The following is a 23811-nucleotide window of genomic DNA, read 5'->3' as shown; positions in this document are numbered from 1 at the left end:
GACCTTTGCAAAATATAACCGTTGCACTTGATGCAATGGGCGGGGATTTCGGTCCTCGCGTTACAGTGCCTGCCGCCGTGCAGGCACTGTCGCATTTCCCAGAGCTCAAAGTGAACCTCATAGGTGATCGGAACTCGATCACATCTCAATTGTCCTACCTTGGTCATCAGCCGAATGCTCGTTTGAGTATTACCCACACTGACCGAGTGATTTCAAATACAGAAAAACCTTCCCTCGCGTTAAGAAATAGTGCTGGTAGTTCAATGGGTACCGCCATTGAATTGGTCGCCGATGGCAAAGCGGATGCTTGTGTCAGTGGTGGAAATACGGGCGCTTTAATGGCACTGTCACGTTTCCGACTAAAATTACTTCCAGGTATTGAACGTCCTGCTTTGGTTTCGGCATTGCCGACCGCCAGTGGCAAAAAAACATGGATGCTAGATCTTGGGGCCAATGTCTCAAGTGATTCAGATTCTTTGTTTCAATTTGCTGTGATGGGTAGTGCTTTAGTGGAAGAATTGATTGGCAGGGCACCGCGAGTCGCCATTTTAAATATTGGCGCAGAAGAGATAAAAGGTAACGATCTTGTGAAGCGCTGTGCAGAGATGCTAAGCCAAACACACGAAGTGAACTTTATCGGGTATATAGAGGGGAATCAGTTACTTCACGATGCTGCTGACGTTGTCGTGTGCGACGGTTTTGTTGGTAATGTCTGCTTAAAGACCTGTGAAGGGACTGCCCAACTATTTATCGAAAAGTTGAAAGAGAGGATGATGGCCTCGTCGATAAAGGGCTGGATTGCAAGAAAATTGTTTTCTGGGTTATTTAATGAACTAAAAACACTGAACCCCGACCAGTATAACGGCGCAAGTTTGCTAGGATTGCGCGGCATCGTCATAAAAAGCCACGGAAGTGCTGATGTAGAGGCTATCGTCAATGCTATTGGCGAAGCCATACACGAGGTCAAACGACAAGTACCCAGCCGTATAAGCGATCGTTTGGAAGCGGTTTTACTCGAGAGGCATTATTAGTCTTCATGTATAGCAAAATTTTAGGTACTGGCAGCTACCTGCCATCTCAAGTGCGTACGAATGCAGACTTAGAGAAAATGGTAGATACGAGCGATGAGTGGATCGTAACCCGCACTGGTATCAAAGAGCGCCGTATTGCTGCTGAAAACGAAACAGTGGCAGATATGGGGGCTTTAGCGGCTGAAAATGCGATTGAAATGGCCGGTATCAATAAAGAAGACATCGACCTCATCATTGTTGCTACGACCAGTAGCAGCCACTCATTTCCTTCTTCCGCATGTCAAGTTCAAGCCAAACTTGACATCAAAGGCTGTCCCGCATTCGATTTAGCAGCAGCGTGCTCTGGTTTCATTTACGGTTTATCCGTCGCTGACCAACACATAAAATCGGGGATGTGCAAACACGTACTTGTCATTGGTTCAGATTCTTTATCAAAAACTTGTGACCCGACAGATCGCTCTACTATCATCTTGTTCGGTGATGGCGCAGGTGCGGTTGTCTTAGGCCCAAGTGAGGAACCCGGCATTTTGTCGACCCACGTGTATGCAGATGGTCGATTTGGCGAACTTTTAAGTCTGGAGCAACCAGCACGCGGCGAACACGCGGATCAATGGCTGCACATGGCCGGTAATGAAGTGTTTAAAGTCGCGGTGACACAATTGTCTAAGCTGGTGAAAGACACGTTAGATGCCAACGGTATGCATAAGTCTGAACTGGATTGGCTGGTACCCCACCAAGCTAATTATCGTATTATTTCCGCGACAGCGAAGAAATTGTCGATGTCTCTAGACCAAGTTGTTATTACGCTTGATAAGCATGGTAATACGTCTGCAGCCACCGTTCCAACGGCGTTGGATGAAGCGGTTCGCGATGGTCGAATTAAGCGCGGACAGACACTATTGCTTGAAGCATTTGGTGGCGGCTTCACTTGGGGCTCGGCACTGGTTAAGTTCTAAGCTGTCTAAAGAATTCATAACTTAAGATGCACAACGAGGTGCATCTTATTCTTTCTGACTTTGTCTAAAGGAACAACACATGAGCAAGTTTGCTATCGTATTTCCCGGTCAAGGTTCTCAAGCAGTAGGTATGCTTGCTGAACTTGGCGAACAGTATGATGTAGTGAAACAAACCTTCGCAGAAGCGTCTGATGCATTAGGTTATGATCTATGGGCTTTGGTTCAAAATGGCCCAGCAGAAGATCTTAATCAGACATTCCGCACTCAGCCAGCATTGCTCGCATCTTCGGTGGCGATCTGGCGCGTATGGCAATCATTAGGGCTAGCACAACCCGAGAACCTAGCAGGTCATAGCCTAGGTGAGTATTCAGCTCTGGTATGTGCGGGTGTGATTGACTTTAAACAAGCGATTAAACTGGTTGAACTTCGTGGTCAACTGATGCAAGAAGCCGTACCTGCGGGGACGGGCGCTATGTACGCAATTATTGGTCTTGCTGATGATGCGATCGCCAAAGCATGTGAAGAAGCTGCGCAAGGCGATGTTGTGTCTCCGGTTAACTTTAACTCTCCGGGTCAAGTTGTGATTGCCGGCAGCAAAGATGCGGTTGAACGCGCGGGTGCGTTATGTAAAGAAGCGGGTGCAAAACGAGCACTTCCGCTACCTGTTTCTGTGCCTTCGCATTGTGCCTTGATGAAACCTGCTGCGGATAAACTTGCTGTTGCGCTAGATGATATTGAATTCAATACGCCTGCGCTTCCTGTGATCAACAACGTCGATGTGGCGGCAGAAACGGATCCTGCAAAAATTAAAGATGCGCTTGTTCGTCAACTTTACAATCCAGTACGCTGGACAGAAAGCGTTGAGAAAATGAGCGAGCAAGGTGTCGAGTCGTTGCTTGAATTTGGCCCAGGTAAAGTACTGACCGGTTTAACCAAGCGTATCGTGAAAACATTAAGCGGTGCAGCTGTAAACGACGTGGCTTCTTTAGAAGCGGCGAAGTAAAGAAAGGAAAACAAGATAATGATGAACCTAGAAGGCAAAGTTGCTTTAGTCACTGGTGCTAGTCGTGGTATCGGTCGTTCGATCGCTGAGTTGCTGGTTGAACGTGGTGCAACGGTTATTGGTACAGCAACCTCTGAAAACGGTGCCAATGCAATCAGTGAATATCTTGGTAGCAACGGTAAAGGCCTTGCCTTAAACGTGACTGAGATCGATTCTGTGGAATCAGTGTTGAAAACTATCAACGATGAGTTTGGTTCAATCGACATTCTCGTGAATAATGCAGGTATCACTCGCGATAACCTATTGATGCGAATGAAAGACGATGAATGGACAGACATCATAGACACGAATTTGACGTCTATCTTCCGTTTATCAAAAGCCGTATTACGCGGCATGATGAAAAAACGTAGCGGTCGCATTATCAATGTTGGTTCTGTGGTCGGTACTATGGGGAACGCGGGTCAAACTAACTACGCTGCGGCGAAAGCGGGTGTAATTGGTTTTACTAAGTCAATGGCACGAGAAGTTGCTTCTCGTGGAGTAACTGTCAACACTGTTGCTCCTGGCTTTATCGAGACAGACATGACGAAAGCGTTGAACGACGAGCAGCGTGCTGCTACGTTGTCTCAAGTCCCTGCGGGTCGTTTAGGCGATCCTCGCGAAATCGCATCAGCTGTTGCGTTTTTAGCATCACCAGAGGCGGCATACATCACTGGTGAAACTCTGCATGTCAATGGCGGCATGTACATGGTTTAGTGCTCAACGTTACCGCAGAGGGCTTAGTTTTTTCACATTGGCAAAATATCGCCTATAGTGTGAGAGTAAAAAACAACTTCTGCGCAACATTTGTGCATGATTTAAGTCAAAAATGTATTGAATTTCGGTAAAAATCGCGAAATTGTGGTTTGACCAGCAAGGACCCCCTTGCAACTTTCAATAGTTCGAATAAACTACGGAAACATCGCATTGAGCGAAATCTGTAAAGGAAAAGAAAATGAGCAACATCGAAGAACGCGTAAAGAAAATCATTGTTGAACAGCTAGGTGTAGACGAAGCAGAAGTTAAAAACGAAGCTTCATTTGTTGATGATCTAGGTGCTGATTCTCTAGACACTGTTGAACTAGTAATGGCTCTAGAAGAAGAATTCGACACTGAGATTCCAGACGAAGAAGCTGAGAAAATCACTACTGTTCAAGCTGCAATTGATTACGTAAACAGCGCTCAGTAATCTCTCTCCCAGGCGGCCTTCTGGCCGCCTGTGTTTTATCTTCTCTACCTCTCATAAAACAACTTCAATTCCGGAGAATAGAATCGTGTCCAAGCGTCGTGTTGTTGTCACTGGCATGGGTATGTTGTCACCGGTAGGCAACACTGTAGAATCATCTTGGAAAGCCCTGCTAGCTGGTCAAAGTGGTATCGTGAATATCGATCATTTTGACACTACTAATTTTTCAACTCGCTTTGCAGGTTTAGTCAAAGACTTTAACTGCGAAGAGTACATGTCTAAAAAAGACGCCCGCAAGATGGATTTGTTTATCCAATACGGTATTGCGGCGGGTCTTCAAGCTCTTGATGACTCTGGCTTAGAAGTGACTGAAGAAAATGCAGCCCGCATTGGTGTTGCAATTGGTTCAGGCATTGGTGGCTTAGATCTTATCGAAAACGGTCACAAGGCATTAGTCGAGAAGGGTCCACGTAAAGTCAGCCCATTTTTCGTACCTTCAACCATCGTAAACATGGTTGCTGGTAATCTCTCTATTATGCGTGGACTTCGCGGTCCAAACATTGCTATCTCTACTGCGTGTACCACGGGTCTTCATAACATTGGTCATGCAGCGCGAATGATCGCTTACGGCGATTGTGAAGCGATGGTCGCTGGCGGTGCTGAAAAAGCATCAACGCCTCTTGGTATGGCAGGATTTGGCGCAGCGAAAGCACTATCGACTCGTAACGATGATCCAACCAAAGCTTCTCGCCCTTGGGATAAAGACCGTGATGGTTTTGTGCTTGGTGATGGCGCTGGCGTTATCGTATTAGAAGAATACGAACATGCGAAAGCGCGTGGTGCGAAAATTTACGCTGAATTGGTTGGTTTTGGTATGTCAGGTGATGCTTATCATATGACGTCTCCAAGTGAAGACGGTTCAGGTGGAGCACTAGCGATGGAAGCGGCGATGCGTGATGCGGGCCTTTCTGGCGAACAGATCGGTTATGTCAATGCGCATGGTACATCAACGCCAGCAGGAGATGTGGCGGAAATCAAAGGCATCAAACGTGCTCTTGGTGAAGCTGGTTCGAAGCAGGTATTGGTGTCTTCAACAAAATCAATGACGGGCCACCTATTGGGTGCGGCAGGTTCTGTTGAATCGATCATCACGATTATGTCTCTGGTTGATCAAGTGGTTCCACCAACCATCAACTTAGATAACCCAGAAGAAGGGTTAGAGATTGACTTAGTGCCAAATCAAGCACGTAAGGTAGAAGGCATGGAGTACGCTCTATGTAACTCTTTCGGCTTTGGTGGTACCAACGGTTCATTGATCTTTAAAAAGATTTAACCGGGTCATCGAGTTTGTATGTTAAAAACGGCTTAGTGCTTCACTGCATTGAGCCGTTTTTTTATCGAAAGGAGTCAGTAGTGTTTTGGGTTAATGGTGTTGAAAGCGATTTAGTGGCGAGAACTGACCGTTCATTTCAATACGGTGATGGGTGCTTTACCACAATTCTGATGCGTGATGGCAAGCCTGAGTTTTGGCAGCATCATGTGGAACGCATGGATCTCAGCCTCAATCAATTATCGATTCCCTCACCAAACTGGACTCAAGTGGCCGATTGGGTTCGTATGGCAGCAATGCCTGAATCTGTCGCAGGGATCAAAATTCATATTAGTCGAGGTGAGGGTGGAAGAGGCTATAGCCCTACTCAAGTTCACTCTCCTAGTGTTACAATCAGCGCTTTTGCATTTCCGGATCATTATAAAGTATTACGTCAGCAGGGTATGCATCTTGGCGTTTGTCGCCAGCGACTTGGGCTCAACCCAATGCTTGCCGGGCTAAAACACAATAATCGCTTGGAACAGGTTCTTCTCAAGGGAGAAATTGACCAGCAAGGGCTTGTGGACGGCGTTGCTCTCGATATAGAAGGGTATGTGGTTGAAACCACGATGGCCAACTTGTTTTGGCGCTACGCGGATAAATGGTTCACCCCAGCTTTGGATTTTGCTGGGGTTGCTGGTGTGATGAGGCGTAATGTTCTCGATCAGTTGAGAGCAGAACAACAATGCGTGGAACAGGGCCGATACCCACTCTCTCACCTTGAGCAAAGTGATGAGATCTTTATGACGAATGCGATATTAGGTATTGCCCCCGTGGTTTCTTTGGGAGAGATACACTATACCGCCGGAAATCAAACTAGACGTCTTCAGGAGCATTTTAAGTCGTGCTAAAAAAGCTATTTATAATTGGGTTGGCTACTCTCATTCTAGTCATTGGCGCTTATGTTTACGTTACCCAAAAAGTAACGCAATACGTTTCACAGCCTGTTCAAGTTCAACAGCCACAACTGTTTACTGTAAAGCAAGGAACGAGCTTAAATTTGGTGCTCAATCAACTTGAAAATAGTCAACTTATTGAGCATCAGTTTTACGCCAAGTTGTTACGCTTTCAATATCCGCAGCTAACCGCAATTAAAGCGGGTACTTATCAGTTAAAGCCTAGTATGGATCTTCAGCAGGCACTTGAACTGTTTATTTCAGGAAAAGAGCATCAGTTCGCGATTACCTTTGTTGAAGGTAGCCAGTTTAAAGAATGGCAACAGGGGCTAAAGTCTGCGGAGCATCTAAAACACGTAACGGATGGCATGTCTCAGCAAGAGATAGCCAAGGCGCTCGGCATCGAGCACGAGAACCTTGAAGGGTTATTTTTGGCCGAAACGTATCACTACACCGTTGGAACATCGGATCTGGAAATTCTTAAACGTGCGCACCAAAAATTGCAAACTATCTTAGATAGTTCTTGGCAGAGCAAGCAGCAGGATTTACCGTTAGAATCGCCATACGAGGCATTGATTCTCGCATCAATCATTGAAAAAGAAACGGCGATTGAATCTGAGCGCCACCGTGTTGCCTCCGTGTTTATTAATCGCTTGAAACGTAGAATGCGCTTGCAAACAGACCCAACGGTGATTTACGGGATGGGCGATAAATACACAGGCAATATTCGAAAAAAAGATTTACGGACACCGACGCCATATAACACCTATGTGATTTCTGGTTTACCGCCGACGCCAATAGCGATGCCAGGAAAAGCATCAATAGAAGCTGCGTTGAACCCAGAACAGAGCGACTATCTGTATTTTGTTGCTAGCGGTAATGGAGGGCATGTTTTTTCCAAAACACTGACCCAGCACAACCGAGCGGTTCGTGCTTATCTGAAAGTATTAAGAAGTCAAAAATGAAATCAGCAAAGTTTATCGTTGTAGAAGGCTTAGAAGGCGCAGGCAAAAGCACTGCGATTGAAGCCATCGTAGCAACCCTAAAACAACACAAGATTGAAAATATCACTAATACCCGTGAACCTGGTGGCACTGTGCTGGCTGAAAAGATGCGCGCATTGGTGAAAGAAGAGCACGCTGGAGAAGCATTGCAGGATATGAGCGAGTTGCTACTGATGTATGCAGCGCGCGTGCAATTGGTCGAAACAGTGATTAAGCCAGCGCTGGCAAGTGGAACTTGGGTAGTGGGAGATCGCCACGATATGTCATCTCAAGCCTATCAGGGGGGCGGTCGGCAGATTTCACCACAAACCATGCAAGCACTTAAAAACACCATTCTCGGTGAGTTTAAGCCTGACTTTACATTGTATCTCGATATTGACCCTCGTATTGGGCTTGAGCGAGCGCGTGGACGCGGAGAACTCGATCGTATCGAGAAAATGGATATCAGCTTTTTTGAACGTACTCGAACACGTTATTTGGAGCTTGCAGAGCAGGATAGCAGTGTTGTCGTAGTGAATGCTGGGTTGTCGATTGGCGAAGTGACAGAGCAGATTCACAACGCGTTGAACAATTGGTTGGAGCAACTCTAACATGGAGATGTGGTACCCTTGGCTCGATCCTGTTTGGCATCAGTGGCAAAAAAACTTGGAGTCTGGACGTTTTTCCAATGCCAGTTTATTGATCGCAGAATCCGGTATGGGCGCAGAGTGGGTCATCGAGCGCGTCAGCCAAGCGTTGATGTGCAGCAACTATAATTCGGAGCCATGCGGGTTTTGCCACAGTTGCCAATTGATGAAGTCCAATACTCATCCAGATTTTCATCGTATCGAGCCAGAAAAAGAAGGGAAATCAATTTCTGTCGACCAAATTCGCCAATGTAACCGCTTTGCTCAAGAGTCATCGCAACTTTCCGGGACTCGGGTGATCGTCATTTCTCCCGCCGACGCGATGAATGAATCGGCGGCCAACGCATTGCTAAAAACCTTAGAAACGCCCAGCGAGCATTGTGTGTTCTTACTGTTGGCACATCAGTCACAGCGTTTATTGCCAACAATCATCAGCCGATGTCAACAATGGCATATTGCGCCTCCTTCTGCCAATGAGCTCGGAGGATGGTTATCAGCAACATTAGGGCATACGGTTGGCGAACATGTGCCGCATATTAATGGCTTATCCCCGTTAAAAACTCGGCAATTTATCGAGCAAAAACGCGAGAGTGAGTATCAGGCAATCTGCGCAATGCTGATAAATCTAGTGGCAGGGGATTCTTCACAACTCATTGAATTGGCGAAAAAACTTTCCTCTGAGGGGACAGAAAGCTTAGCGTGGCTTTGGTACTTATTAGTCGACGCGCAAAAAGTCCTGTTTTCTATTCATGAAGCGCATTGTTCTCCGCAAGCTTCTGAATTGGCAAATCAAGCTTCTTATGATCTGCTCTATACTCAAAGCAAAGCACTAGAAGCGTTGATAAAACAACTCAATATACATACAGGGCTGAATAAGGAGCTGATGATTATCAATTGGTTAACAAAATTTGAAGGGGAAGCATGTTTGTAGATTCACACTGCCATCTTGATAAGCTCGACTATCAAGATATCCATAATGATATAGCCGATGTCGTGGCGAAAGCGAAAGCGGCGAATGTCACGGAACTTTTATCTGTGGGCGTGACGTTAGATAGTTTTCCCAGCATGTTGGCGATGATCGAGCCATTTGATAACATTTATGCCTCGTGTGGCGTGCATCCTCTTGATGTTAAAAGTGATTTTGCGCTTGATACACTGCATCAGTATGCCAAACATCCACGCGTGGTGGCGATTGGTGAGACGGGATTAGATTATCATTACGAACCAGAAACGGCTGATTTACAGAAGTTACGTTTTCAGCAACAAGTGGAACTCGCCGTCGAGCTTAATAAGCCATTGATCATTCACACACGAAATGCGCGTCAGGATACGTTGGATATCCTCAAGCAAGGTGGCGCAGAAAAGTGTGGCGGGGTTATTCACTGTTTTACCGAGGATCTTGCCTTTGCTAAAGCTGCGATGGAGCTTGGTTTTTATATTTCTATATCTGGCATCGTCACGTTTAAGCAGGCGACGGAGCTAAAAGATGTGGTGAAATCTCTGCCGTTAGATCGCTTACTCATTGAAACGGATTCACCCTATTTGGCACCGGTGCCTCATCGTGGAAAACAGAATCAACCGGCCTATGTTGTCGAGGTTGCTGCTTATATTGCTCAGTTGAAATCGGTTTCTATGAATGAAGTTGCTGAAAAGACGACACAAAACTTCAGAAATCTTTTTTTACGGTAAAAAATAAATTAAGCACAAAAAGGAGACAATTCGTCTCCTTTTTTTAATTTCCATGAACTTAAGCACATTGTTTGTTCAAGTGGTAGGGCGGTTTTGGTATCAGTGGCTAAAATTAGCACAAATGATAATTTTGTTAAAAAAATAACAAAGTCGTCTATTTTGTTTACCCATCGAAATTAATCGATGAAGATAAAAAATCTTTTAAAAACAATAGACTGTATTGTTGAAATCCATTTCACAATCGCTGAGGGACTGTGATCTGTCACTTAGTTTGAAACTTATTTTTCTAAGTCGCTAGAAAGTTTGTCGAGCATCAAGATATATTTAGAGCCGGAAAATATACTCTTACAAGTAGTTACATTTTCTGTGGGTGCTAACCTAAAGGCCATGGGGGTGTGCCGTTAGTTACCCATACAATTCTAATAACTTTATCAGGAGCATAAATCTATGAAAGGTTTCTTTAGTAAACTTTCACAATCTATCATGCTACCGATAGCTCTGTTGCCAGCTGCCGGTATTATGCTAGGTATCGGGGGTAGTTTTACTAACCCCGCAATGATCGAAGCGTACAATGTTGGTGTGCTACAAGATGGTACAGCGCTAAATAGCTTCCTACAAATTATGACTGCCGCTGGTGGTATCGTATTCGCTAACCTTCCTGTTATGTTCGCATTGGCGATTGCAGTCGGTTTTGCTCGTGCGGAAAAAGGTGCTGCTGCTCTGGCTGCACTAATTTCTTACCTAGTAATGAACGTTGCGATTGCTAAGACACTGGTTGTTGGTGGCATGATTGATGCCGATACAAACACTGTTGTGCTCATGGGCAGCCACTACTCAGGTATCCTGTCTTCTGCTCTAGGTATCGATAACACACTAAGTATGGGTGTATTTGGTGGCCTAATTGCTGGTGCAATCACTGTTATCCTTCACAACAAATACCATGATGCAAAACTACCTGACTACCTAGGTTTCTTTGGTGGTTCTCGTTTCGTTCCAATCATCAGCGCATTTGCAGCATTGTTCTACGGCATCGTTCTAACCTTTATCTGGCCTTTCTTTGGTGCTGCATTTGGCGCAATCGGTATGGCTCTAGGTGAACTACGTGCTTCTGGCCTAGGCTACATTGCTTCATTTATTTTTGGTATTATTGAACGTTCATTGATTCCTGTAGGTCTTCACCACGTGTTCTACTTGCCACTATGGCAAACAGAGATCGGTGGTACTGCTGAGATCGCAGGTGAAGTTGTGAAAGGGACTCAAAACATCTTCTTCGCTTCTCTAGCGACAGGTGATTTCTCACAATTTACTGCAACTAACTTCATGACTGGTAAGTTCCCATTCATGATGTTCGGTCTACCAGCTGCTGCTTACGCAATGTACTCTCTAGCTGACACTGAAAACAAAAAAGCCGCTGGTGGTCTATTGTTCTCAGTTGCGCTAACTGCGTTCCTAACCGGTATCACTGAACCAATTGAGTTCACCTTCCTATTCTTGTCTCCAGCGCTTTACTACGCACTACACGTGCCTCTAGCAGGTCTATCATTCTTGCTGATGGACGTACTGGGTGTAAAAGTGGGTATGACATTCAGTGGCGGCTTCATCGACTTTAGCTTGTTTGGTGTGCTACCAGGCGTGACCGGTGCAAATAACCACTGGTACTTTATCCCACTTGTTGGTATCGCATACGCATTTATTTACTTCTTCCTATTCCGTTGGTACATCCTGAAATTTGATGTTAAGACTCCAGGTCGTAAAGGCAGCGCTGTAGCGGTTGTATCTAAACAAGATTACCGTAATGCTAAATCTGGTTCAGCGGGTGGTGATGACTCTAAAGCCGTTGCTATGATCGAAGCACTCGGTGGCGAAGAGAACATCGTTGACGTTGACGCATGTATTACACGTCTACGTATCACTGTAAAAGACGGTAACCTAGTTAAAGACAACGATTACTGGACTCAAGAGCTAGGTGCTCGTGGTCTTGTGAAAGTGGGTGACACTGGTATCCAAGCTATCTACGGTGCTGAAGCTGCAGGCTACAAAGCTCAGATTAACTCTAAACTTGGTAAGTAATGAGTATCGGAGAGAAATTTAAACGTACAGGGGCATTTGTTATCGACTTATCGATAGCCAAAATGTTTACCCAAGTGCTGGTCGGCGCCGTGATGGCTATCATGAGCGTCGGCGTTAAAAGTGGGGGCTTAGTTGAGTCCCTCAATTTAAACGACCCAGCGGCGCTGCCATTACTTTTAGCGTTATACGTTTTTATTTTGATGCTCTTTATTGGCATTTATGTTGGTTATCATTGGGTGTGTTATCGATTCCTTAGCAACTCTTTAGCGCGTTACTTCTTACGTTTAAAAGTCGTGGCTTTAGAAGACGAAACTCAACCCGTAACGATGAATACCTATTTAACACGAGAGTTCTACAAAATTTGTTTGAGCATTTGTACTTTAGGTGTTTATCCCGCGTACAGCGCAGCGCAGTACTACACATTTTCTCGTTTGCCATACCATGACAAGAAAATGCAAGCGACAGTAACGCTAAACTAAACGCTCGAAAAACCAGCACTAAATGAATAAAAGCCGACGTAATGATACGTCGGCTTTTTTATGTCTGGTGATTTCATGATGTTTTTATCGGTTACTTACATAAGACTGACATTAATCGCGTCAATGAGTTTTAGAGTTTAGTGGTTTCGATTATTGAGTAATAAAAAAGGTAAGGAGCAAAATGAGAAGTTTAAAAAGTGCAGGGATTTTATTCGCATGCTTTAGTTCATTCTCTGTGGCGACCCAAGCGCAGACTCAAGATTCATCACTTGCTGTGGGCCTCGCTGTAGATCAGCAGCTAAGCGCGGTTGTAGAGCTCAATAGAACCATGCGGTTCATTGTGGGTAATGACGGTGTCGCTTTTGACTATCTCTTCGCTCAAGGCGATTTAGACACTCAATATCCACTGACCTGGTATGTGGGTGGTGGTGCTTGGGCTGAATGGGATGATGACTTCGGTGCTCGTCTTCCTATCGGCATTAACTGGAGCTTACCGCATAATTGGGAAGTGTACGGTCAAGTGCAGCCTGAGTTGGACCTACATAGTGATGTCGAACTGCAAATTGGTGCTGCTGCGGGTATCAAATATCGCTTCTAATTTTCTTTTCATTATGTTTATTCAAATAAAAAGCCGACCTTTAAGGTCGGCTTTTTGCTAGGTAATGATAAGCCTTGTATTACTTTTTCATTGCACGGCGAATACAAACTGCAGCGCCGCCCCAAGTAATACCAAGTCCGATAATCATCATAATGATTGCGCTTGTTGTCATCGTTAGTACTCCTTACGACTCGTTACATTGACTAGAACACTACCGACGAACAAGATAGCGATGATGGCCCAACCGAGGGTAAGGTCATAGCCACCGTAGCCTTCAGTAAGCAGAGTATGGACTTTAGTCGATAGAATCACAGCAAGAATGATTGGTGTTACCACAAGAAGGCATACATCAAACCAGTAGCTCACACGAAAGTCTGAAATCGCGTTTACGTATTCACGGACTTCAGGGATTTTACGCAGTAGCCATGCCATAAGTAGAATTTCAATCAATCCGCCAGCCACGATGCCAATGTTATTTGCAAAGTGGTCAACAAGGTCGAGCAGCAATAAACCGCCGTTAGTGGCAAACGCCATGGAAATAACAAAGCCAACACCAATCACGATATTCGCGGCTTTCTTACGGCTCCACTTGGTCTTATCGATGACTGCCGATGTGACCGCTTCCATAATAGAAATATGGGAGCTCAAACCCGCAACGACAAGTGCAAAGAAGAACAGTGGACCAAGGATATACGGCGCTGGCAGCAAGTTGATTGCTGCAGGTAGCGTAACGAAGGCTAAGCCAACACCAGCAGAAACGACGTCTGTCAGTTCTTTACCTTGTTCTTGAGCCATATAACCCAAGACAGAGAAGATCATAATGCCTGAAAGGATAGAGAAACCACAGTTTAGCAACACGGTCATAAATGCGTTGTTGGTGATGTCTGATTTCTCTGGCAAGTAGCTTGAGTATGCGAGCATGATGGCAAAGCCAATACTTAGGGTGAAGAAAATTTGCCCATAAGCTGCAGCCCACACTTTAACGTCCCAGATTTTGCTGAAATCAGGTTCGAACATGTAGTTGACGCCATCCAATGCTCCTGGCAAAAAGGCCATGCGTGCAATCAGCAGGATTACCATAACAAATAGCACAGGCATCATGACTTTTGAGGCACGCTCAATGCCTGCTTTTACACCGCCAACGATCGCAAGATAGGTGATCGCCCAAGCAATCAACATGGTGCCGGCAATTTTCCATTGAATGTCACCAAGGTTGGTTGGTGAGTTATCACCGAGTTTTAAATACTCGCTAAAGAAGAATCCGTTAGTATCGGTTCCCCAATCTTGAGTAAATGACATCGAAAAATACGAAATTGCCCAGCCGATAACAGCAACATAGTAGACGGCAATAATCGCAGCAATGCCAACCTGGAACCAGCCAAGCCATTCAAATTTTTGGTGGATTCGACTAAGAGTTTTTGGTGCTGAGCCACGGTACTTTTGGCCCATGCTAAACTCAAGAATCATAAAAGGTATGCCGGCTGTGATCATGGCAAATAGATAAGGGATGAAGAACGCTCCGCCCCCATTTTCATAGGCCATATATGGGAAACGCCAAATGTTCCCTAAACCAATTGCAGATCCTACGGCAGCTAGGATAAATCCAGCACGGGATCCCCATTGTTCTCGCTTCATTGTTAACTCCTTACAACTCCCTGAGGTATGAAGCTTCTTTAATCATCGTGACCTTTAATGCTCGCTAAGATCCATCAATTTCTTAGCTTAGCTAGATAGCACCCAAGTGCTATATCTTCTAATTAATGAGCAGTATGTGGTTTATTATTTTGATTGATTAATGAAAACTCAGAATTTTATTCTTAATTGTGCAATGTGTGTCTGCGAATACTGAAATATTCAGCTACGCATAAGCGGGAAGACTACCGATTAATCACTTTGAAAGCAATAGAATCTAAAATAGATAACATCATGATTTTGAAGGCTAGTGTGTTGATTTTTAGTCTTCATATGGATAATTGAACTGATATTTTTGATGTTTGTAGTTTAAGGTTTTATCTATTCTTTTATTACTAGAGATATATTTATTAGATAAAAGTAAGAGACAAACACTGATTAATCTCTGCATACTAGTATATTGAAATGTAAAGTTGTTTGTTTTTTAAACATTACATTCTGTAAAATGACAGGCGGATTATTAGTTCTTTCGTTTCATACTAGGTGCTTGAAGTTCATTATTTATCCTCATAATCTGTGATGATTACTCCAGACTTATACGGGTAATCAAAGTATAAATTGAACAATGTTTTCGAGTCTGTTATTACTTTGTTACATCTGATTGGAGGTATTTATGCAAAATAATCTAAAGTTTGCTTTAGCAATCGTCGCCGTTGCCTATCTGGTTATTTTTGGTTTTGGTTTAACTGCCATCGGCTCCTAAGCATGGTGGTAGCAAAATGAACAATAGTGGTGTTATTACTCACACTGCTACCACGTTAGATATCGACAAATTTCAAAAATACACTGGTGGAAAAAATGCTTTAGTCGCTCAAGGTGGCGGCCAGCGTGGTATTTTTACTGCCGGTGTGCTGGATGCTTTTCTTCTTTCTAACTTTGACCCCTTCGACGACTTTTATGGTACTTCCGCTGGTGCTCTTAACCTCTGTGCATTTCTTTGTCGTCAAAGTGGGTTAGCTCGCTCTTTTATCACTGAATTGACCACTGACCCTCAGTTTTTTCATCTGTTCAGTTATATCCGTCGAAAGCAGTACCTCGATTTAGATTGGGCCTTGAATAAGATTTGTGAGTATCCCTATAAACTCGATATTGATATGGGACGCCGTGTACTTGGAAAGCGTCGTGCAATGGCGGCTGTGACGGACAGTGCGACAATGCTTGATGCGTATTTGCCGATGCTCGGTGACAATTGGTTTAAAGCATTAATTGCATCTTGTGCTATTCCTCGCTTGTATCATCAACCGGTGGAGGTTGACGGTAAGCTGTATGTGGATGGCGGCGTTTCAGCGTCGATTCCCGTTCAAGAGGCTTGGCGACAAAACGCCCGTTTAATCGTTGCGATACGTACTGAAAGTGAAACGCTGGGGCAAGAGAAGCAACTTGCTTCATTAGAAACGACCGAAGTCGAGCGTTTTCGAGAACTTGAATGGTTTAGAGAATCCTTTTCTTCTATTCAAGGGCATTGGCAGCAGCGCTTTAGTAAGTGGAAATCAGATTGGAATAACTTTTTCTTTCAGCAAATTGAGCGTTCAAAAGAGCAGAAGAAGAGCCAAGGTTTGATTGAACCTATGAATGGTGGCCGATGGCTATTTGGCGCTGATGATATCTATCGAATGAGCCATCTACTTGGCGATAAGTTTGATGCCGGGCTCGCAGATATGTTGATGGTTCATTATCAAACCTATTCGCTTACTGAAGAATTTTTACGTGAGCCACCAGACGATTGTTTTATCGTGCAAATTCGCCCAGCAGAGCCACTAAAATCAACGTCACTGTTGAGTAAGCCTGATGATTTAATCCATGATTATGAATTAGGCTTAAAAGCGGGATACCAATTTGTGGATACGTATTTAAGTGTGAAATCATAATCTCAGTCCATGTCAAAAAAGGCCACTTATGTGGCCTTTTTATCGTCAGAGCTAAATGTCACTGCCGCCTCCAACCGGTAAAATACGCATGCAGTTGGTACTACCTTCGACATCCATGATATCGCCTTGGGTGATGATCACCATATCGCCATATTGCAGCAGCTTCAGCTTCTCTAAGGTATTTATCGCCGCATTAGCGACTTCAATACCATTTTCGTTTTTACTATCGAAGAAGATAGGCGTCACGCCACGATATAGAGCGCAACGATTGAGCGCCGTGTCATTCTTGGATAGTGCGAAAATCGGTAAAAATGAATTCAAGCGCGAGGTCATGACTGCTGTGCGTCCTGATTCGGTGAGGTTGATGATCGCCTTTATGCCTTCCATGTGGTTTGCGGCATAAATGGTGGCCATTGAGGTTGTCTCTTCTGCGGTCGCAAATATGGTATTAATACGATAGGTCTGTTGATCATACTCCATGGTTTTTTCTGCGCCGACACATACGTCGGCCATGTAACGCACGGTCTCAACGGGGTATTTACCCGCGGCAGTTTCTCCAGAGAGCATAACGGCGTCTGTGCCATCGAGTACGGCGTTTGCTACGTCCATCACTTCAGCGCGAGTAGGCATCGGATTTTCCATCATGGATTCCATCATTTGCGTCGCTGTGATAACGATGCGGTTGAGCTCTTTTGAACGACGGATAAGCTTTTTCTGGACACCAATTAATTCTGGGTCGCCAATTTCAACCCCTAAGTCACCACGTGCCACCATGATCGCATCAGAAGCGCGAATGATATCGTCGATATTTTCTTGATTGGCAACGGTTTCGGCTCGTTCTACTTTAGCGACCAATTTGGTGTCGAGTCCGGCGTCTCGTGCTAATCGACGAGCATAGAGCATGTCGGCGCCATTACGAGGAAATGAGACGGCAAGATATTCGACTTTGAGCTCGGCAGCGAGCAGAATATCGCTTTTGTCTTTTTCTGTTAACGCATCCGCTGAAAGGCCGCCGCCTTTCTTGTTGATGCCTTTGTTGTTTGACAGATACCCGCCAACCATCACATGGGTATGAACTTTACATCCGTCGACTTGAGTGACTTTAAGCTGCACTCGTCCATCATCAAGCAGTAAGATGTCGCCTGCACTCACGTCATTGGGCAAGTTTTTATAATCAAGGCCAACCGCTTCTTGGTGTCCATCCCCGGGAGGTAATTCGCTATCTAGCGTAAATTTGTCGCCAACGCCCAGAAGGATTTTGCCATCGCGAAAGGTTGAGATGCGAATTTTCGGGCCTTGAAGATCGCCAAGAATAGCGACATGAGTGCCAAGGCGCGCTGCGATGTTTCTGACTTGAATAACGCGCTGTCGGTGGTCATCGGCGCTGCCGTGAGAGAAGTTCATTCTCACTACATTGGCGCCGGCGACAATCATCGACTCCAATATCCCTTCGCCGTCTGTTGAGGGGCCAAGGGTTGTGACTATCTTGGTTTTTCTTAAAGCAGAAATCATAGCAAGATCCTTGTTAGAAATGTTTAGTAAGTATATGCACTCAGGATGAAATTGCTGCAGCCTAACGTATAAACTTCAGAGCCGTATCAAGAAAAATGGAATTCTATTTCAATATTACTATCTTGTTGTTTTTTGCCGAGATTTGACGTAACGCTCAATACTGAATATTTATGCGTGATGCTTGTCACGGCAATTTATCAAATCGCTTCACAATTAGTTCGCAAAGTAAAAAAATTGCTGAGTGTCGTTTTTTGGAGTGTAGTATGTACATGGCTCAACCTGGTCATATTGACCATATAAAGCAGGTCAACGCTGGCCGTGTATATAAATTGATCGATCAAAAAGGACCGATATCTCGCATTGACCTGTCAAAGCTGAGTGAACTTGCGCCAGCCAGTATTACCAAAATCACTCGCGAACTCATCGACGCTCACCTCATCCATGAAACCAGTGTTCAAGAAGCGTTAACTCGTGGTCGTCCGGCCGTTGGTCTAAAGGTGAATAACGAGGGCTGGCAGTTTCTTTCCATGCGTCTTGGTCGTGGTTACCTGACTCTTGCTTTGCATGAGCTGGGGGGCGATGTGCTGATCGACACCAAAATCGATATTCACGAAATTGATCAAGAAGATGTGCTTGCTCGATTACTGCATGAGATTGACGAGTTTTTCCAAACTTACGCCGATCAGCTTGATCGCGTTACCAGTATTGCTATCACGTTGCCGGGGTTGGTTAACTCAGAGCAGGGCGTTGTGCTGCAGATGCCACACTACAATGTGCATAATCTCGCACTCGGGGCCGAAATTTTTCAAGCAACAGGCTTGCCTGTCTTTATCGCCAACGACACTCGAGCGTGGGCGTTAGCGGAAAAATTATTTGGTCACTCACAAGACAACGATAATTCGATCCTGATTTCGATTCACCATGGTTTGGGCGCGGGAATTGTGCTTGATGGTCGCGTGTTGCAAGGTCGGCACGGAAATATTGGTGAGCTTGGTCATATCCAAATCGATCCTAACGGAAAGCCCTGCCATTGCGGCAACCGTGGCTGTTTAGAAACCGTGGCCAGTTCTCAGGCGATTCGCGATGAAGTGAGCGAACGGATTGCAAATGGTGAAAGTTCGATTTTGGCCGAGGTTGAAGAGATTTCGGTCGAAGATATTTGTGACGCGGCGATCAATGGCGATCCGCTTGCCATTGATGTGATAGAGAAACTTGGTCACTATTTAGGTTCGGCAATCGCCATTGTGATCAACCTATTTAATCCTGAAAAAATTCTGATTGGCGGTGTGATTAACCAAGCAAAAAATATTCTCTATCCGGCAATTCAGCGCTGTATTGAGACGCAGAGTCTCCCGGTTTACCACCAAGATCTTGAGCTGGTAGAATCGCGATTTTATAAGCAGGCAACCATGACGGGGGCGGCGTTAATTAAACAGGCGCTCTATGATGGTCAACTGTTGATGAAAGTCATTGAAGGCTAGTAAAGCGCTTCATCTCTTGTGTTTTCTCTCCTTATTTATCTTTTTCAAGTTATAATCATAAAACTAAACCAATTGTGTAATACTGTGCCTAAAAGTTAATCCTTTTGGTTGTCTGCCGATAAAGAGGCGGGCAGAGTAGATAGCCTAGCGTTTGTCTCGCGATAATAAGGTGCACGCACTTGATTATCGGTTTTAGTTCCACCATGAAGAGTTGAGAAGTTTATGTCCGGAGTCTTAAATACGGTTGACCAAAGAACCAACCTAGTGGGTGAGAACCGACTGGAGCTGTTGTTATTTGGTTTGAACAGTCGGCAATTATTTGCGATTAACGTGTTTAAGGTCAGAGAGGTGATTAAAGTTCCTCCAATGACCAAATTGCCAGGCTCACATCATCACATATGTGGTGTGGCTTCTTTGCGTGGTCAATCTGTGCCTGTCATTGATTTGCGTGGCGCGATTGGTTTTCCGCCTTCACGTCTAGAAAATCAGGAACACAATCTGATTATCACCGAGTATAACCGCACTGTGCAGGGCTTTTTGGTTGGACAGGTACGCAATATCGTCAATACCGCGTGGACAGAAATTCAGCCGCCGCCGAAAACCGCTGGTCGTGCAAACTATCTCACGGCGATCACTCAGGTCAAAGAGGGTGATAAGAAAGAGATTGTTGAGATTATTGATGTCGAAAAAGTGCTGGCTGAAATCGTTCATTACGATGTGTCGATTTCAAAAGAAGTGCTGGATGAACAGTTACTTGATGAAATGCACGGGCGAAAAGTCTTAATTGTGGATGACTCTTCAACAGCACGTGGTCAAGTTCGAGGTACTCTCTCTCAGCTTGGTTTAGAGATTATTGAATGTCGTGATGGGTTAGAAGCACTGACACTGTTAAAAACTTGGTGTGACCAAGGAAAAGATGTCAACAAAGAGCTACTGCAAGTGATCACCGATGCGGAAATGCCAGAAATGGACGGCTACAAATTGACGCACGAAATTCGCAATGATGCTCGGATGAAGGATCTGCATATTACTCTTAATACATCCCTTAGCGGCAGCTTCAACGAAGCCATGGTGAAAAAAGTGGGTTGTGACCGGTTTATTTCCAAATTCCAGCCAGATTTGCTGGTGGAGGTCGCTCAAGAGCGTTTACGTCAGGTGTTAGGTAAAGCGTAATCGTTGAGGTTATGATCGTTAAAAGCCAGCATATTGCTGGCTTTTTTGGTTTCTGGACGGGTTAATGAAAGTCTCGAGAGCGGGCTTGTAATCCCTGCAGTTTATCCGTTAAATCGATAAGTCGCCCAGCGATAATATGAATCACATCCCCTTCTTTTTCTAGAATGCCTTTGACCATTAACACTTTTGCGGTCAGAAAGGCGTGCTTTTGCGCTCTGGCCGTCGCACTCCATACCACCACATTGATGTTGCCTGTATCATCTTCTAAGGTCAGAAATGTCACACCTGCTGCGCTGCCTGGTGATTGGCGCCCTGTTACAACGCCAACAATGGTCACTAAGCTGCGGTGGGGCTTCTCGCCCAATGCTTGCTGACGAGTAAAAGGGCTGAGCATGCCAGCTTGGTCAAGCAGCGTAATCGGATGAAACTCCAGAGAGAGGCCTGTCGCTGCGTAATCCTCAATTAAATTATGCATGGCTGAAGGTTGATGAGCTAAAACAGGGATTTCTTCATGTTGCTTTTGAAAAAGAGGCAGCTCATTGAGCGAGTCCATCATCGCCCAACGAGTTTGAAATCGGTTGTGAGTTAGAGCACGCATGGCGTTGGCTGAAGCCAATTTCTCTAACTCCTGACGACTGAGGCCTATGTTTTTTAACTGATTAATCGACTGAAAGCCCGGCTGAGGTCTCGCCTTTAATAGCCGGTTGGCGGCATCAAACGAGAATCCTTTGACAAGCCGTAGTCCAAGACGGATTGCCCAGAGGTTGTGATGCTGTACGACCTGATGATCATAACCGGAATGATTAACACAGACGTCAAGAACCGTCAGTCCGTGGCGTTTTGCGTCTTGGAGAAGCTGTGAGGCACTGTAGAATCCCATGGGCAAGCTGTTGAGCAGCGACGTATAAAAAGCATGAGGATAGTGGTATTTCAGCCATGCTGAACAATAAGCGAGTACGGCAAAAGACGCCGAGTGACTTTCAGGGAAACCATACTCACCAAATCCACAAATTTGATCATACAAGCGTTCAGCAAAGGCTTGTTCGTAGCCGCGTGCTTTCATGCCATCAATCAGTTTGTGTTTGAATTTTCCTAATTGCCCGGTTTTTTTCCATGACGCCATTGCGCGGCGTAGTTGATCAGCCTCGCCGCCGCTAAACCCGGCGGCAACCATGGCAAGCTTGATCACTTGCTCCTGAAAAATCGGGACCCCCATTGTACGGCCTAACACCGCTTCGACTTCTGGAGATGGATAGGTTTCTTGTTCTTCACCACTACGCCGTTTTAAGAATGGATGCACCATATCCCCTTGAATTGGACCTGGGCGGACAATGGCTATTTGAATCACCAAATCATAATATTTGGCAGGTCTCAACCTTGGCAGCATGCTCATTTGTGCCCGTGACTCAATCTGAAAAACGCCAACCGTATCGGCGTTTTGAATCATTTGATAGACCTCTTGATCGTCTTGTAGGCGTGTAATATCTGCAATCGACAAACGGCGTTGGTGATGATGTTCAATGATCTCAAAGCATTTACGTATCGCCGTCAGCATGCCGAGCGCTAAGACATCGACTTTTAATAGTCCTAGGCTTTCAAGATCGTCTTTATCCCATTGAATCACAGTGCGATCGACCATGGCAGCGTTCTCTACCGGAACCAGTTCATACAGCGGGCCAGAAGAGATGACAAAACCTCCAACATGTTGAGAAAGATGGCGAGGAAAGCCCAATATTTCATTAACCAAAGTGATAAATTGTTGGCCTTTGAGTGAGTCAGGCTGTAGACCGAGTTCAACAATTTGTCCTTGCCAGCCGGAGCCTTTATCGCGGCGATTGACGTTTTTAATAAAGTAATCGAGCTGTGTTTCTTCAATGCCTAACGCTTTGCCCACATCACGAACTGCGCTTTTAAATCGATAAGAAATCACGGTAGCAGCGAGGGCTGCTCGTTCACGACCATATTTTTGATAAATATACTGAATGACTTCTTCGCGACGTTCATGCTCAAAGTCGACGTCAATATCTGGTGGTTCCGCTCGTTCGCGGCTAATAAACCGCTCAAACAAAACGGTAATTTGTCTGGGATCAACGGAGGTGATTTCTAGGCAGTAGCAAACAATTGAGTTCGCTGCAGAGCCTCGGCCCTGATAAAGGATTCCCTGCTGTTTCGCAAACATAACGATGTCGTGAATCGTGAGAAAATAAAATGCGTAATCGAGATCTTCAATCAGAGCCAGCTCGGCATGGATAGTTTCGTCGATATGAGCTGGTATCCCTTCGGGAAAGCGTAATTGCTTGCCTTGCTCGACGAGTGTGCGCAGATAACTCATCGGTGTTTCCCCTTTAGGTAATAGCTCACTTGGGTATTCATAGTGCAACTCTTTAAGGGAGAACTGGCAACGTTCGGCTATGCGCACACTTTCTGCTAACCATTGCCTTTCAAAAAGCGTTTTTAACTTCTTTTGACTACGCAGTGAGCGCTCAGTGTTGGAGAGAAGTTTAGAGCCTAACTGTTCGATGGCCTGCCCATGTTTAATGGCGGTTAAGGTATGCTGTAAAGGTAAACGAGTTGCGGTATGCATTAAGACACCGCCGCATGCGGTGATCGGTATACTCAGCTGTGTAGATAGAATCTTACAATGCTCGATATAGCGATGCTCGCCAGCGGTGAGGTGACGTTGAAGCCCTAGCCACAAGCGCTGTTTGTGGTGTTTTAGCAGCCATTCTCCCCAATAGTGATCTTGAGAATTGCCACATGGCAACCATAGGATCAGACTTTGTTTGAGGGACATAATATCCCATTCAGAAAGTTGGTAATGGCCTTTTTCTGAGCGGCGCCGAGCGTTGGTGATCATACGGCACAATTCGGCATAAGCGGCTTGGTTAGGGCATAGCACGATTAATTGACACTCTGGGTTGAGTTTAAAGTAGCTACCAATAATCAGTTGCGTGCTGAGATTGTGATCCTTGATGGCGCTATAAGCTCTAACCACTCCGGCGACCGAACATTCATCTGTAATTGCGAGAGAGTGATAACGTAAAAAGTCAGCTTGAAGAATCAGTTCTTCAGCGTGAGAGGCCCCGGTGAGAAACGAAAAGTTACTTTGACAAAACAGTTCAGCGTATTTCATACCGCA

General features: G+C 45.1%; 22 protein-coding genes. 18 read left to right on the top strand and 4 right to left on the bottom strand.

What is annotated here, in order from left to right; genetic code table 11:
- The first annotated feature begins 5 nt into the window (after window positions 1-5).
- From plsX to ACFFUV_RS07235, 14 genes are all read left to right on the top strand, one after another.
- On the top strand, window positions 6-1031 hold the full coding sequence (gene plsX, locus ACFFUV_RS07300; protein WP_390190830.1) for a phosphate acyltransferase PlsX: 1026 nt from the start codon (window positions 6-8) through the stop codon (window positions 1029-1031).
- 5 nt (window positions 1032-1036) lie between these two features.
- A complete protein-coding gene (locus tag ACFFUV_RS07295) occupies window positions 1037-1987 on the top strand; it encodes a beta-ketoacyl-ACP synthase III (RefSeq protein ID WP_390190828.1) in 951 nt (316 codons plus the stop codon).
- 79 nt (window positions 1988-2066) lie between these two features.
- Window positions 2067-2990, top strand: coding sequence for an ACP S-malonyltransferase (gene fabD / locus ACFFUV_RS07290; RefSeq protein WP_390190826.1), 924 nt, complete (start codon window positions 2067-2069; stop codon window positions 2988-2990).
- A gap of 21 nt (window positions 2991-3011) precedes the next feature.
- Complete coding sequence (gene fabG, locus ACFFUV_RS07285) at window positions 3012-3746, top strand: 3-oxoacyl-ACP reductase FabG (RefSeq protein WP_390191878.1); 735 nt, start codon at window positions 3012-3014, stop codon at window positions 3744-3746.
- Window positions 3747-3984: 238 nt separating this feature from the next.
- Window positions 3985-4218, top strand: coding sequence for an acyl carrier protein (acpP, locus tag ACFFUV_RS07280; RefSeq protein WP_004406112.1), 234 nt, complete (start codon window positions 3985-3987; stop codon window positions 4216-4218).
- An 85-nt stretch (window positions 4219-4303) separates the two neighbouring features.
- Window positions 4304-5548, top strand: coding sequence for a beta-ketoacyl-ACP synthase II (gene fabF / locus ACFFUV_RS07275; RefSeq protein ID WP_390190824.1), 1245 nt, complete (start codon window positions 4304-4306; stop codon window positions 5546-5548).
- Between the two features lie 80 nt (window positions 5549-5628).
- A complete protein-coding gene (gene pabC / locus ACFFUV_RS07270) occupies window positions 5629-6435 on the top strand; it encodes an aminodeoxychorismate lyase (RefSeq protein ID WP_390190823.1) in 807 nt (268 codons plus the stop codon).
- Window positions 6429-7445 carry an endolytic transglycosylase MltG gene (mltG, locus tag ACFFUV_RS07265; RefSeq protein ID WP_390190822.1) on the top strand — a complete coding sequence of 339 codons (1017 nt, stop codon included), beginning with the start codon at window positions 6429-6431 and terminating at the stop codon, window positions 7443-7445. The genes pabC and mltG overlap by 7 nt, the downstream gene beginning before the upstream one ends.
- The gene (tmk, locus tag ACFFUV_RS07260; protein WP_390190820.1) at window positions 7442-8074 is read left to right on the top strand and encodes a dTMP kinase; all 633 of its coding nucleotides are present in this window, start codon (window positions 7442-7444) and stop codon (window positions 8072-8074) included. The genes mltG and tmk overlap by 4 nt, the downstream gene beginning before the upstream one ends.
- 1 nt (window position 8075) lies before the next feature.
- Window positions 8076-9041: a DNA polymerase III subunit delta' gene (holB, locus tag ACFFUV_RS07255; protein ID WP_390190816.1), complete on the top strand. Its 966-nt coding sequence runs from the start codon at window positions 8076-8078 to the stop codon at window positions 9039-9041.
- Entirely contained in the window at window positions 9032-9799 is a 768-nt protein-coding gene (locus tag ACFFUV_RS07250) for a TatD family hydrolase (protein WP_390190813.1), read from the top strand. The genes holB and ACFFUV_RS07250 overlap by 10 nt, the downstream gene beginning before the upstream one ends.
- Window positions 9800-10246: 447 nt before the next feature.
- Complete coding sequence (locus ACFFUV_RS07245) at window positions 10247-11869, top strand: PTS transporter subunit EIIC (RefSeq protein WP_390190811.1); 1623 nt, start codon at window positions 10247-10249, stop codon at window positions 11867-11869.
- Window positions 11869-12348 (top strand): RDD family protein, encoded by a 480-nt coding sequence (locus ACFFUV_RS07240; RefSeq protein WP_390190809.1) that lies wholly within the window; start codon window positions 11869-11871, stop codon window positions 12346-12348. The genes ACFFUV_RS07245 and ACFFUV_RS07240 overlap by 1 nt, the downstream gene beginning before the upstream one ends.
- Before the next feature lie 181 nt (window positions 12349-12529).
- Window positions 12530-12946, top strand: coding sequence for a hypothetical protein (locus tag ACFFUV_RS07235; protein ID WP_390190807.1), 417 nt, complete (start codon window positions 12530-12532; stop codon window positions 12944-12946).
- A gap of 79 nt (window positions 12947-13025) precedes the next feature.
- On the opposite strand, the gene ACFFUV_RS07230 is transcribed toward ACFFUV_RS07235, so the two are convergent.
- Entirely contained in the window at window positions 13026-13118 is a 93-nt protein-coding gene (locus ACFFUV_RS07230; protein ID WP_390190804.1) for a MetS family NSS transporter small subunit, read from the bottom strand.
- Between the two features lie 2 nt (window positions 13119-13120).
- A complete protein-coding gene (locus ACFFUV_RS07225) occupies window positions 13121-14581 on the bottom strand; it encodes a sodium-dependent transporter (RefSeq protein ID WP_390190802.1) in 1461 nt (486 codons plus the stop codon).
- A 670-nt stretch (window positions 14582-15251) separates the two neighbouring features.
- Between ACFFUV_RS07225 and cydH the strand changes: the two genes are divergently transcribed.
- Both cydH and ACFFUV_RS07215 read left to right on the top strand, forming a co-directional pair.
- A complete protein-coding gene (gene cydH / locus ACFFUV_RS07220; protein ID WP_390190800.1) occupies window positions 15252-15341 on the top strand; it encodes a cytochrome bd-I oxidase subunit CydH in 90 nt (29 codons plus the stop codon).
- Between the two features lie 16 nt (window positions 15342-15357).
- The gene (locus ACFFUV_RS07215) at window positions 15358-16506 is read left to right on the top strand and encodes a patatin-like phospholipase family protein (protein ID WP_390190798.1); all 1149 of its coding nucleotides are present in this window, start codon (window positions 15358-15360) and stop codon (window positions 16504-16506) included.
- Between the two features lie 51 nt (window positions 16507-16557).
- Here ACFFUV_RS07215 and pyk read toward each other — a convergent pair whose 3' ends face one another.
- Window positions 16558-18018, bottom strand: a complete 1461-nt coding sequence (pyk, locus tag ACFFUV_RS07210; RefSeq protein WP_390190796.1) for a pyruvate kinase — start codon at window positions 18016-18018, stop codon at window positions 16558-16560.
- A 263-nt stretch (window positions 18019-18281) separates the two neighbouring features.
- On the opposite strand from pyk, the gene mlc reads away from it, so the two are divergent.
- Together mlc and ACFFUV_RS07200 are read left to right on the top strand one after the other, a co-directional pair.
- The gene (mlc, locus tag ACFFUV_RS07205; RefSeq protein ID WP_390190795.1) at window positions 18282-19499 is read left to right on the top strand and encodes a sugar metabolism global transcriptional regulator Mlc; all 1218 of its coding nucleotides are present in this window, start codon (window positions 18282-18284) and stop codon (window positions 19497-19499) included.
- 222 nt (window positions 19500-19721) lie between these two features.
- Window positions 19722-20672 carry a chemotaxis protein CheV gene (locus ACFFUV_RS07200; protein WP_390190794.1) on the top strand — a complete coding sequence of 317 codons (951 nt, stop codon included), beginning with the start codon at window positions 19722-19724 and terminating at the stop codon, window positions 20670-20672.
- A gap of 61 nt (window positions 20673-20733) precedes the next feature.
- On the opposite strand, the gene ACFFUV_RS07195 is transcribed toward ACFFUV_RS07200, so the two are convergent.
- Window positions 20734-23805, bottom strand: coding sequence for an error-prone DNA polymerase (locus tag ACFFUV_RS07195; RefSeq protein WP_390190793.1), 3072 nt, complete (start codon window positions 23803-23805; stop codon window positions 20734-20736).
- Window positions 23806-23811: the final 6 nt, after the last annotated feature.

Origin of the sequence: Vibrio olivae (assembly GCF_042428525.1) — a bacterium.
Taxonomy (GTDB): Bacteria; Pseudomonadota; Gammaproteobacteria; order Enterobacterales; family Vibrionaceae; genus Vibrio; species Vibrio olivae.
This window is presented reverse-complemented; position numbering and strand designations above follow the sequence as displayed.